This is a genomic window from Halocatena pleomorpha (assembly GCF_003862495.1).
Taxonomy (GTDB): Archaea; Halobacteriota; Halobacteria; order Halobacteriales; family Haloarculaceae; genus Halocatena; species Halocatena pleomorpha.
Map to the genome: position 1 here is coordinate 1 of NZ_RRCH01000032.1, position 12,124 is coordinate 12,124.

9 protein-coding genes are annotated in these 12,124 nt (G+C 48.9%); 5 read left to right on the top strand and 4 right to left on the bottom strand.

Annotation, left to right across the window (positions count from 1 at the left end; translation table 11 throughout):
• Window positions 1-461: 461 nt before the first annotated feature.
• The 4 genes from EIK79_RS14765 (at window position 462) to EIK79_RS14780 (ending at window position 5,637) form a co-directional block, all read left to right on the top strand.
• Complete coding sequence (locus EIK79_RS14765; protein ID WP_124956040.1) at window positions 462-1,658, top strand: Cdc6/Cdc18 family protein; 1,197 nt, start codon at window positions 462-464, stop codon at window positions 1,656-1,658.
• A 360-nt stretch (window positions 1,659-2,018) separates the two neighbouring features.
• Window positions 2,019-2,387 (top strand): hypothetical protein, encoded by a 369-nt coding sequence (locus tag EIK79_RS14770; RefSeq protein ID WP_124956042.1) that lies wholly within the window; start codon window positions 2,019-2,021, stop codon window positions 2,385-2,387.
• A gap of 31 nt (window positions 2,388-2,418) precedes the next feature.
• Window positions 2,419-3,723: a ComEC/Rec2 family competence protein gene (locus EIK79_RS14775; RefSeq protein ID WP_124956044.1), complete on the top strand. Its 1,305-nt coding sequence runs from the start codon at window positions 2,419-2,421 to the stop codon at window positions 3,721-3,723.
• Window positions 3,724-3,969: 246 nt separating this feature from the next.
• Window positions 3,970-5,637, top strand: a complete 1,668-nt coding sequence (locus tag EIK79_RS14780; protein WP_124956046.1) for a type IV secretory system conjugative DNA transfer family protein — start codon at window positions 3,970-3,972, stop codon at window positions 5,635-5,637.
• Between the two features lie 208 nt (window positions 5,638-5,845).
• Here EIK79_RS14780 and EIK79_RS14785 read toward each other — a convergent pair whose 3' ends face one another.
• Genes EIK79_RS14785 through EIK79_RS14795 form a run of 3 tightly spaced genes read right to left on the bottom strand, consistent with a single transcriptional unit; the run spans window position 5,846 to window position 7,207 of the window.
• Window positions 5,846-6,361 carry a hypothetical protein gene (locus EIK79_RS14785; RefSeq protein WP_124956048.1) on the bottom strand — a complete coding sequence of 172 codons (516 nt, stop codon included), beginning with the start codon at window positions 6,359-6,361 and terminating at the stop codon, window positions 5,846-5,848.
• 5 nt (window positions 6,362-6,366) lie between these two features.
• The gene (locus EIK79_RS14790) at window positions 6,367-6,894 is read right to left on the bottom strand and encodes a DUF7437 domain-containing protein (RefSeq protein WP_124956050.1); all 528 of its coding nucleotides are present in this window, start codon (window positions 6,892-6,894) and stop codon (window positions 6,367-6,369) included.
• A 46-nt stretch (window positions 6,895-6,940) separates the two neighbouring features.
• Window positions 6,941-7,207: a hypothetical protein gene (locus tag EIK79_RS14795; protein ID WP_124956052.1), complete on the bottom strand. Its 267-nt coding sequence runs from the start codon at window positions 7,205-7,207 to the stop codon at window positions 6,941-6,943.
• 41 nt (window positions 7,208-7,248) lie between these two features.
• On the opposite strand from EIK79_RS14795, the gene EIK79_RS14800 reads away from it, so the two are divergent.
• Complete coding sequence (locus tag EIK79_RS14800) at window positions 7,249-8,178, top strand: tyrosine-type recombinase/integrase (protein ID WP_233738190.1); 930 nt, start codon at window positions 7,249-7,251, stop codon at window positions 8,176-8,178.
• Window positions 8,179-9,005: 827 nt separating this feature from the next.
• Here the strand turns inward: EIK79_RS14800 and EIK79_RS14805 are convergent.
• Complete coding sequence (locus EIK79_RS14805; protein WP_124956054.1) at window positions 9,006-11,477, bottom strand: GmrSD restriction endonuclease domain-containing protein; 2,472 nt, start codon at window positions 11,475-11,477, stop codon at window positions 9,006-9,008.
• Window positions 11,478-12,124: the final 647 nt, after the last annotated feature.

The window sequence follows — 12,124 nt, forward strand, 5'->3', positions numbered from 1 at the left end:
TGTATCCCCCCCACCCCGTTTTGCAAGTGCTCTTCTGTGAAAGAGATTAGCAAAACACTTGCAAAACGGGGTGTATGTACAAATCACTACGAACACGATCTTATACGGTAGTTCTATGATAGAACATATAAAATAAATAGTGGTATAAAATTTCTATTATATAGTGTTCTAGAATCGGGATTCTATCCCGATTCTACGAAGGTAATAGACTACGGTTGTGGTTTAGGTTGTAGGGTAATAAAGCTATCTACTAGTAAGCTAGTAATCCTTAGCTAGTACTAGTTAGTTATAGGTCAAATAGTGTTAGTTTATCTAGATTTAGTGGCAGCAAGGTCTAGACCAAGGTCGTTATCTAGAGTAAGAACACTTGCAAAATGGGGTGGGGGAGGTATATAAAACAGCGAAGCACATGAAACACTCGCAACACCGGTCTTTAAGTACTGACAAGCAAATGGTGACACATGGGTCGGTTCGCACAACGTTCAGATATTTTCATCGACGAGGATACTCTCCGAGATGAATATACACCCGAGCCCGATGAATTGGTTGAGCGTGAAGAAGAAATGGACGAGTATGAAGAAGCCCTCCAACCCACCGTGAACGGTTCCCAACCACGTCATATCTTCGTGTATGGCGAAACTGGTGTTGGGAAGACAGTTGCGACACGAATGATCCTCTCTGAACTGGAAGAGGACCAACAACATTTTTCAGGTGTTTCCATTCGGGTTGTTTGGCTTAACTGCAAGGATCTCACATCCTACTTGGCGGCAGGCCATCTAGTCAACAAGTTTCGTGAGGACGGACAATATATAAGCACTACCGGGTATCCCCGAGGAACAGTTCACCAAATGCTGTGGGAACATCTAAACGAACTTCCCGAGTCTCACATCCTATTCGTGCTTGATGAGGTCGATAGTCTCGGCACAGATGATGAGCTTCTATATCAACTCCCTAGAGCAAATAGCAATGGCAAAGTGACAGAGACGAAGGTCGGCATAATTGGGATCAGTAACGACTTCACATACCGAGAGAATCTGTCCCCCCGTGTCCAGTCTAGCTTGTGTGAGCACGAAATTCACTTTGCTCCTTACGATGCACCGCAACTTCAAGCGATCCTAGAGCCGCGTGCGTCCAAAGCATTTGCCAACGATGTTCTAGAGAATGATGTTTTGCCCTTGGCTGCGGCTTTCGCAGGACAGGACACAGGAAGTGCACGTCATGCGCTCAACATTCTCTACAAGGCAGGATCTATTGCTCGTCGAACTGATGCCTCGCAAGTGACTGAAGACCACGTCCGAAAAGCTGCTGATCTCGTCGAGCGAGGCATCATTGAAGACGAACTACGGGCGCTTCCAGCCCAAAGTCACCTCCTTCTCTATGTGTTAACAGTGCTAGCATCCAATGATGAAACGCCAGCTCGTCGGACACGAATATACGAGGTGTATGAAACTGCAGCCAACCGATGTGGCACTACAGTGAAAGCACCACGGACTGTCCACAACCGACTCAGCCAGTTATCTCTCAAAGGATTTTTGAAAGTGAATGAAGTAAATGAAGGAATCAACGGTGGGAAACATTATGATTACGGGTTGGATGTTGATCCAGACATCGTTATGGATGCTCTCGAAACAGATAATAGACTCTCTGATTTGGTCTGAGAATCTACTCCCTCGGTGCTGATCGTTTGTAGTGGCGAACCAACAGCACTGCTCAATCGGGCCTTGTTGGCATTCTCAGCCGGATCGTTGAGCTACCGGGGGAAATCCCTGCATCCCAGCATCACAGAGCCCAACACCCTGGTCAAAGGAGTAGGACGGTACGTTGATTCGCGTTCTTCCCCAGGCCCGGTCGTTCTAAATTGTATTTCGCTAAAGCAACTATTTGAAGCTGGTTGGGTACACTAGAGGTGGCTTCGAGGTCGAGATTCACTACTGGCTCGATGTATTTAGGATAGCATATAGTACTGCATTGAGCTGGCTCCACCTCACCAATATTTATACTGATTGCAGTGTTGATACATGGCAGAGACAATGACGACATTTGAGGATGCCCACTATCGGTGGAAGGACGAACCGGTGGATGGCGAGTACGAACTCCAATTCGATCGCTTTGAAATGGGGGATGAGCGCTACGAACAGGCTGTTCTTCTTATCGTTTCCAAGGAAAATAGAGAAACTATTGGACACGTTGTTCTCCCAACTACAGATGTCCCTCATATTAATCCTCATGAGTCAACTAAGACGAAAATATACCATGGAAAATTAAAAGATGCTGAGATTGTTGAACTGAAGTACGATTCAGAGCTTTCCAAACAGCGACATAAAGAGGGCGTGGAGGCGCTTGAATATTTGCAGGGGAAAACAGATGAGGAAGGTAGTAAAGACTGACACTGCAGTTATTTTCAATATATGGATATAAATGTCACTATTTAATGTTCATATAATTGATGTTGGGCAAGGAGATAGTATCTTACTCGAAGGACCAGACGGAGATACAATACTCATCGATTCTGGTCCAGAGCATTATAACGGGGAGCCTGTCATTGATTACCTTGATGAACATAATATCAGTTATCTAGATCATTTTGTCTCTACCCATTATGATGCAGACCATATTGGCGGCCACACTGCGATCATTGAACATCTGGGTCATGATCGAGTTGAAGAAATACATGGTCCAAACATGTCCGGCGTCAGTATAGATGAATCAAACGCATCTGAGGTGTTAATAGACTATAAAGAGTATTTAAAGAAGCATGAAATTGTACCCAATACCCTCCAATCAGGTTCGGATGAACTCAGTGCTGACAACATTGCTATCGATATTTTGAACCCATCACCAGAGATTGACAGTGGCAGTAAGAACGAAAACAGCATCGTTATGCAGTGTACGTATGGCGAGCAAAGTGTCCTCCTTGCGGGAGATATTAAAACGGAACGAGAAACGGAACTGGCACGGAAGCACCACGACAGTCTCAGTAGTACCGATGTCCTCAAAGCGTCGCATCACGGCTCAAAATACGGAACCAGCGCAGAGCTGTTGATGACATGTGATCCAGAAATCGTTTGTTTTTCACATGGAAATGCGCATTCCAAACACCCACACGACACAACGCTATCTCGGACCAACCTTCACGATACGGACGCTGTCTCTACCGCTGTTCATGGCTCGACTACGTTCGCCCTCGATGGCAAGGAGATGATCGCTGTCGAACACGAGAGGGATATACAGACCTACGACACAGCCGATGTGACGGCACTGATCCATGCGATTCGTGAGAATGGCCGTGAGCAATTCGACCCTGCTTCAGGCGTCGATCCTGCTGATCTCCCCGAGGATGTCCCCACTTGGGCTACAGAGGCTTCGATTGTCGGTACGACCGAAACCGTAGGTAAGGAGACAGCCCATACCAATGACCCAGAAAAAGAGGTAGCAGCGACAGCTTCTCTAACTGAAACAGAACTGTTAGAGTCAGCTCAGAAGTACGCCGAAGCCAACGACATGCCAGTGACGGATGTGCTCCAGTCGTTGCGTCAAACTGCGATTGCCAAAGGAATGTCTACCCCGTCAGCTGAACAGAACGGGACAGTCGGTGAGGAGGGACACAAGGTTCTCGAGGGAATTCGCTCTGCCTCGGTCGAGGACGAGGAAGCGATGTCTGCAAGTGAGGGCCTCAACAATCGACCGGACGATGATGACGACGGTCCGTCATTGTCCCCGTAACCCACGTATCGTTTCTGCAGCCATTCTTCTGCTGTCACTGTTGTACAACCATACTGTTTTATTAGATAGTATGTCGGAACGCCACTATGTCAACCCAATTCGACTCGTTGCCGTGGGTGATAGTCGGCGACCAAATACGGTTGGTTGGCACAGCGCTGACTGTCCTATTTGCCATTTTTGAATCTATCCATTCCGCTCAGTCGCCACAATCACTGGAGATGATTCCTGTTGTCGTCACGCCAGATAATGGATGATCACCGTCCACAGCTGTCCCAGTCCGGCCACCAAGCATGGACCAAGCTACAGCGGGGATACTATTGGGTGCTCTTGCAGGGTCGGATGCGTCTGCGCTACTTGGCCGTGCTCATCGGCGTGCTTGCGGTCGTGGTGCCCACACTGGGTGGTGCACTGGTGGCGGGAAGTACGCTTTCGACCCAGCTACTGCGTAGTCCTATCACAGTCGATGTGACGGTCGATCCCGTGATGTTGGTCAGCGGACTGGGTGTGTTGGCGATCTATTGGCGGTTCGGGAGAACAGAGTATCAACTGCGCCATCGGCTGTACGAGGACATTATATTCGTGCCACTCACTGATGCAGGCGAGCGCCACGGGGATCCCCCAGGATCGAAGCGAGCCGTTCAGCTAGAGATGGATCGGTCGGTGCTGGTGCTTGGTGAGACCGGCAGCGGGAAAACCGAAGCGATCCGCGTGCTTGCTCACCAGCTTCAGGCCGATCCCGACGAAGCGTTCGTGATCTTCGAGTACAAAAAAGACTACCAGACGTTTTTTGGAGGGGACAACATCATTCGGCTTTCCTCGCGCAACTCAACTCACGTGTGGAACGTCTTCCACGAAATCGAAGACGACGAGGATTACGGGGAAGTGGCCAACGCAATCTTCACCGGCACGGAGGTCAACAACGATTACTTCACGAACGCCGCTGCCCAAGTTTTCGAAGACGTGCTGCGCTTGATGCAGATTCGGGCTGACGGACCGCTCACCAACGCTGATCTGTTGACGTTTCTCGATGGTGCCGATGTCGATCTGTTACGTAAGGGATTTCTTCTTGAAGACCTTTCCGCTCAAAAACACCTCCCACCGGATGTCGAGGCGAGCAGCAACATCGTCTCCATCCTCGAAGAGCGAGTAAAAGCGGTATTCCGTGGCGATTTCGCCAAGGAAGGGACCTTTTCGGTCCGTGAATATATGGCCAATCCTCAGGGACGGGTCCTGTTGCTGGACTTTCCTATTCAGCAGTCGTCGTCTGTGAAACCGATCTTCCGGCTGTTGATCGACTGGAGCATCCGATTCGGTCTGGAAGACGAACGGGGATCGTACTACATCCTCGATGAGTTCGCGGCGCTGCCGAAACTCGACATGCTCGAACGGCTGGTCAACGCTGGGCGGGCGTACAACTGCTATGCGATCTTAGGCGTGCAGGCGATCCCCCAGCTCCGAGATACCTACGGGCGAGACAAAGCCGACAGCCTGTTGAGTGGCCTCGCTCAGGAGATCCATCTCCGGGTGGGACAGGGATCGGTCGACTACTGTCGTAAACGCCTGGGCCGCGAACGCGTCGAACGCACCGTTGGGGACAATGACAATAATGGCCTGTGGAACGAGCCTGATGAAAATGATATCCGCGTGTTCGAAGATTACCCCATCGGTGAGGATACGTTCCAGAACTTTGAGGCCGGTCGTGGCATCGTCCATACCCCTGCAGGCCGCCAGCGCGGCCGTCTCTATCTCCTTGAAGATATCGAGGGTCGCTTGCTCCCGGCTGAGCGAGCGGGTCTCCGAACACGAGTTCGGAAACGGGTGCTCAGACGACACCGTTACCAACCGGCTATCGAATCGGAAAATGATCGCGAGACACAGCCACCGCAACTCGAAGGGGACAATGGAGCTAATTGATATTCCTCCATGGCGAAGCAGTTGGTTCTGAGGTAGACAATAACTCGATGAGACACACTTGCGTCGTGATGCAGACAAGCACGAGGGTGACAAGGAGTAATCGATCACTCAGGGAGACCGAATCGGGGCATGTGCAACAGATGTGTTCACGACAGCGTCAGTTCCAAGAGAGTAGATTATGAGTGATCTCCATCACCTGCTGACCGCTCTATAGATTGTCGATGAACGTATTCCCGTCAATCCATTCGATTTGGTCAGCGTCGAAGCCATACCGAGGGATGATCTGTATGGCCGCGTTTCCTGCCGGTTGATCACCCGTATAGATGATCACCGTTTTTGCACGTCCCTGATTCAGTAGCTGGACGGCCAGCCCGATTACAGCCGTGTCCGCTTTCTCGACGCTGTCTTCGGCTCTGTCCGTTTCAGCCGCAATAAATCGTCGCGCATCATCCATCACCTGTGACACTGTCGGATCCGTATAGTCAAGCGATTCCGCGACCGTGACCCATCCTGCTTGGACCGCGCTCTCGATCGGCAATGATCCGGAGCCGTACGCGTCCGTCTCTGGATCACCGCCGAGTTCTGTATAAACCTGTGGAGGAATCAAAAACGTAGTGCCTCGCCGCTTTGCTTCGGTGGCCAATCCGTGAAATTTCGGATTGTCTGTTTGACCGCAGGCCACGAACACACACGTATCAACGATATGAGCGACCTGCTCCGACATCCACGCTAGTCCTCTCGTTCCTCTTCGACGATATCACGGAGCGCTTGCAGAATGATCGAAGCCTCAAGTGGTGAAAGATCGAGTTCGCGGGCCATAATCCGATGGTTCACGCTCCCGTCGATATACTCGCGGGTGTAGTCAAGTGCGGTCGCCAACCCGTCGAGACCGTGCTTATCGAGATACACATCGATGTCGTCGTCAGTGTCGCGGTGGGCGATTGCTGCGACGAACGCGGGTGTGATGGCTCGTGTTTCCCCTTCCACTTGGAGCGTGAGATCGATCTCGGTGGTCGTGTACGATACCGGACGCGTCTCCGAGACTGACTGCAGGAACCCGGCGTCTTCCAGGGTGTGAACGTAGTCATACGCGGTGCGCTCTGGCACATCGAGGTCGTCGACGATCTCGCTGACGGATTTGGGTCCCGTGCGTCGAACGGTGGTGTAGATCCGAGCCAGCGTCGGCTCTCGGATGATATCCACGAGGGACACCATCTCTCCGAGCGCCGTTCCGTGGGACTGGTCAGTCTTCGACATCAATTGCAAATTGTGTGCAATAAGCAATAAGTCTTCTCACCATGCTTCAGAACGAACGCGCACACGCATTGGGCGATTGATGAAGTCCCATGCAACCGACATTGGATGTAGCGAACCGCATGACAGCACCGACCTCTGTCGGAATCGACCCGAAACCGAACGAACTCCCAGCTGCAAACGGCGGTAGCGTTATATACACCGCACTGCCGTCCCTTGGGTTCGAATCGTTCGGAAAACGAACGGGCGTTGAGGGCGCTCGTTCGCGTTCCGGACGGACCCCCTTGGTGGCTGTGATACGGGCGGTATCGAGCATTCTGAATTGGGGTCCAGTCTGTGGTCGCTGGATAGATAGCCATGAATCTCGAACCGATCGACCCGGAAACCGCGCTCGACCTCTACCTCGCAGACCGAGAGACAGAGGTATCACAGGCGACGCTCTATTCGCACAGCTCCCATCTCGGACACTTCCTCCGTTGGTGCGATCAGGAACACATCGAGAATCTCAACGACCTGAGCGGCCGCCAGCTCCATCTGTATCGGTTGTGGCGACGCAACGAGGGAGATCTACGGCCAGTCTCGGAGAAAACCCAGATGGATACGCTTCGCGTCTTCATTCGATGGTTGGAATCGATCGAGGGGGTTGAACGGGATTTAAGTACCAAAGTGCAGTCACCGTCGATTGCACCAACAGAGAGCGCACGCGATGTGATGTTGGATGACGAACACGCAGAGAGCGTTCTGACGTATCTCGAAAAGTACGAATATGCGACGCTTGCGCATGTGAGTATTGCGCTGGTATGGCACACGATGATGCGCATCGGTGCTGTCCACGCGCTCGATGTCGACGATTATCACTCCGACGATCAGTACGTTGTGGTCAGTCATCGGCCGGAAACGGGAATGCCAATCAAGAATAAAGAACGGGGCGAACGGATGGTTGCTCTCTCCGACCAGATCTATGAATTACTAGATGATTGGATTGCTGACCGACGGCCGTCCGTCTGTGACGATCATGGACGACAGCCACTGCTCGCTACACCCAATGGAGGGGTGTGCAAATCAGTTCTCCGATATTATGTCTATCAGTGGACGAGACCCTGTACGCATGGTGAACCGTGCCCGCACGATCGTGACTCATCGGAGTGTCCAGCGACGGATCGCGATCATGCATCGAGCTGTCCGTCGAGTGTGAGTCCACACGTGATTCAGCGTGGAAGCATCACCCATTATCTCCACAGAGATATGCCAGCAAGAGTCGTCAGCGATCGAGCGAACGTGAGCTAGAGGGTGATCGACAAACACTATGATCGGCGAACAGAACGCGAAAAGATGGAGCAGCGTCGTCGATATATAGATGACTCGTAGTTTCAAAGAGATTGACTCTACGTATTTCCCAGATCGTACACACTGTGTGACTGATTCGAGAATCATCAGAACGCCAGTATCCATGAACGACAGTCGTCACGACTGCGCGCCCAGCAGGTCACTGAGGAGCGAATTCATGAGGGATGCCGAAGCTGAGTGAGACTTCATGAAGCGGGATAGCCGTAATGCTGTTTCTGGCAGATGCGCTGACGATGATAGCGAGCGCCACTGCGGTGAACAACGCGTTGCTCAATCCTCAAACGTCGCGGAGAATTACAAGCGCTTTGAGCGCATTCTCAAGCCCAATGGGTAAGATGTAATTTCTGACTAGACATTCTGTTCGAGACTACCTAAGTCCGATTATCCTGTCTGGTGCGAATTCTTGCCGATAGTGCCCTCTCCCCCGAGATCAAGCTTCTATGCCGTGGCTGGAGCACGCTGATGCAGGGATCAACTATGTCGACAAGCAGACAACCAGACGGAAAAAACACGGACTCCATGCTCATGGGACTATCTTTACTCTGTGCCGAAAGAACAGCCGACCGAGCAAGACCTCCTGCTTGAGGTGACGCATCGGGAACGTGATCAAAATCAACTCCTTGATGGACAACGATCGATACAATCTTTAGAAGATCTCGAACAAATTGTTGAGACCATCTATTAATCCATCAATAATTATTATACAAAATAATATGGAATAAATATATAGTATTTTAAATTGGGAACTTGATTAACTGTGGGATTTGTCAATTTACCAACGCTATCCGAGTGTTGTAATCTTCCTCAATTATTTCCTCGATATTTTTCTCCACAGATTCAAATTCATTTTCCTTTGTTGGGAAACGTAGAGAATCAAGCAGGCTCTTTATCAATTCTGTTTTTCGTTCAACAGAACGCTTCCATGTCCACCATTCATTAAAGAATTCAATAACATTTGCACTTCCATCAACAGTCTCGTCATCAGGGATTTCTGTGGAGAGTAGCGTATTGAACTGGCTGTTCGGTATCGCTCCGTTGGCGGTGAAGTATTGGTTTGCAATATTATCCATATCTTTTGAGTGTTTTTGGTGGTAATATTTCAATTTTGATGAAAATGGATTATTCTTTACCTTGCTATTCACACTCTTGTGGAGTAGCAACATGTTCCCAATATCACGGACAAATGATTCTTCGATTCGTTTGATGATTGGCTTTAAGTCACCATAACTATCAGAATCATTGACACTTCCATCAACCTGATTCTTTTTAAGTAGATTAATCGTCTCTTCAAGCTGAGGAGAATCATCAGGCATGAAGAAGTTGTTGAGCCAGGCATAGGAATCCTCTTTTGTGTGAAGAATGAATGATCTCGGAAAAACGTGTTCGATATGAACTTCCCCAGTATCCTGTGAAAGAGACGTACTAGTGATACCTGTCTTGTTGCGCTGCTGGTTATCCTCATCTACCAATTTCATCAGCAATTGTTTGACCTTACTATTGTGCCATCCCTTCTTTGAGATCAGCTGTTCTGCAAAGTTTTCTCCAAACATCTCACGAGCAGAGTCGTCAATGTTCTCTATGAGGATATTGGAGACTTTATCAAGATCAAATTGATGTCCAGTCGTATCGAGTTCAATGAATCCCTGAGTAGTCTCTGGGAACGTACTCTCGATCACTGTTGCGGAGTGCGGTGAAATAGTGAAACGGAACATGATATTCTCAACTATCTGTAGGATTTCATGGAAAAATTCACCCTGTCCTGGTGTTTCTAGCACCTGTTGATAAAGATACATAACGAAGGGGCGCCATATCGTGGTTCCAAGGCCATTGAGTCGTCGGAGAATCGCCTCGACACGTTCCCGAGGCTCATCTGGAAGGTTCTGTCGATGGTCGACGAGCTCTGCGTTGACGATCTCTCGGTAACGCTTTGCATACGCCTCTAGTTCTTCAAGAAAAGAACGAGCCTTACCTTTACCTGCGAGACGAGACTTGACTTCGCTAGTACCAATCTCCCGGAGCCTAAAGGCTTCCAGCATATTATTCCGCGCATCCGTGACGGTCTTGAATTCCCTTTCGGTGGCAGCCAGATAATGTGCGAGAAATTCTTCAACTTCACTTGCGTCCGTACCGAACTCCTTCATGACAGTCTCCCATCGACCTATCTGTTTGTCACTATCTTGTTCTCCTTGGAAACGCCCTACAATTCGGGCTCTGACTTTATCCATCATCGAGAGCTCAATACCCCTGTCATTGAGCGACTGGAAGACTTCGATCCGAAGCTCTTGGTCATTGGTCTCGAACAAGCACTCTGAAACACGTAGACTGCGCAGAAGATACTGTGTGAAGTTAACTAATATCCGAAGTTTCACTTCGACTGATTGAAATTGATCTCGGCTGAGTAGTTGATCGATCTTATTTTCATAAAATTTATCGGCATAAATTAGCTTCTTGTGGGCGTCCCCATAATATCTGAAATCATCTAATTCAGCTTCATTTATAATTTCTTCATATAACTCAGATTTGATCCCTAATTCATCATATAGCTCACCCAATCGAATAGCGTTCTTTTTCCGCCCATCATATTGTTCAAATCCCTTTATCTTTTTGGTTTTTTCTTCATCATCTTCAAAAAGAAGATTAAACCAAGGGTTGTCGTGGTTATTGAGCGACAAGAACGGTACATCGGATGGGCCTTGTTTTCTATATAAAACCTCATCTATACAATCCTCTTTGATATATTTTGCATAATTTTTAATTTCTCCGTCTGCCGACTCTGCATAGTAGTCTAGTTTTGCACCAAGATTTCGCAAAATTATCGCGATTGTAGCAATTCGCTGCTGGCCATCAATGATTTCGTATCTATCTCGTCGAGGAGATTTCGCAACATAGAGACTTCCAAAGAAAGCATCACTGGGTTTTTCGTTAGCCTGACTTTTTAATTGAAGTGCTTGCATGAGGGTTTCCCACATTTCCTCGTGTTGATTTTCCCCCCAACTATAGTTCCGCTGGTAATCTGGGATATGGAATTGTTTACCATCTATTACTTCTAGTAGCGAGAGATCCCGAAGTGTGATGTCGTTATCCAAAGAACGAATGAATTGTGAACTTTCGACGAAATTAATGTTCTGGTATGCATTACGATATTCATTTAACTCATAGCCGATGATTCCCGTTTTGCTTGGGTCTCCTGGATATAGGAAGATTCGCTCTGCACATTCCGGTAGGCTATCAGATCCCATATCACAAATATAAATAATGTATTGGTTAAATAAGTTATGGATTCGATTGACTGTCTACATAATAAGATAACATGACATCATGCTTATATTTTAGGACTATCTAAGCCCCGAACGTGGTTATGGATACTGGATTTGCTTGACCTGCGCCAAAAGATGCGGATATATGCATGCCATATATTTGAATTATAAATTCTAGAGTTCTTTTTCAAGCTATGGGTATTCATCAACTTCCGGAGGATTCAAAGATACTGTCTGATGAACTGCCTCCAAACGCACTCACGAAGTCCAAATCGGTTGGTTGGATCGAGTTTCCCTCGATATCCTCAAGCAAATACAGCTGACCTCTCTGGCAGCCAGCGGGTGCGTGGACGATGTCCCATCCGGCCTCGAAGTTCCGGAAGGTATCCTCGCCGACCCATTGTCTTCGAAGAGACGTCGACTTCAACGGATCACTCATCCTCATCATTCGATCCGATGTCGTGTGCTCGACACGTTTGCAGCCCACTCCTTGCGACAGTACTCTACGGAGATTTGGACAACACGCAAATAGATTTCCTGAGCCGACTGCTCAACAGGCTATCGACCTTATCTCAACCGCAGGTACCTGAAGTAGGAGGATTACCCATACACCCCAATCGCATAGCAGA

What these genes read in the sequence shown, in the direction of transcription:
- EIK79_RS14765 (WP_124956040.1), top strand. Translation starts at nt 462, where the DNA reads ATGGGTCGGTTCGCACAACGTTCAGATATTTTCATCGACGAGGATACT.
- EIK79_RS14770 (WP_124956042.1), top strand. Translation starts at nt 2,019, where the DNA reads ATGGCAGAGACAATGACGACATTTGAGGATGCCCACTATCGGTGGAAG.
- EIK79_RS14775 (WP_124956044.1), top strand. Translation starts at nt 2,419, where the DNA reads ATGTCACTATTTAATGTTCATATAATTGATGTTGGGCAAGGAGATAGT.
- EIK79_RS14780 (WP_124956046.1), top strand. Translation starts at nt 3,970, where the DNA reads ATGGATGATCACCGTCCACAGCTGTCCCAGTCCGGCCACCAAGCATGG.
- EIK79_RS14785 (WP_124956048.1), bottom strand. Translation starts at nt 6,361, where the DNA reads ATGTCGGAGCAGGTCGCTCATATCGTTGATACGTGTGTGTTCGTGGCC.
- EIK79_RS14790 (WP_124956050.1), bottom strand. Translation starts at nt 6,894, where the DNA reads ATGTCGAAGACTGACCAGTCCCACGGAACGGCGCTCGGAGAGATGGTG.
- EIK79_RS14795 (WP_124956052.1), bottom strand. Translation starts at nt 7,207, where the DNA reads ATGCTCGATACCGCCCGTATCACAGCCACCAAGGGGGTCCGTCCGGAA.
- EIK79_RS14800 (WP_233738190.1), top strand. Translation starts at nt 7,249, where the DNA reads ATGAATCTCGAACCGATCGACCCGGAAACCGCGCTCGACCTCTACCTC.
- EIK79_RS14805 (WP_124956054.1), bottom strand. Translation starts at nt 11,477, where the DNA reads ATGGGATCTGATAGCCTACCGGAATGTGCAGAGCGAATCTTCCTATAT.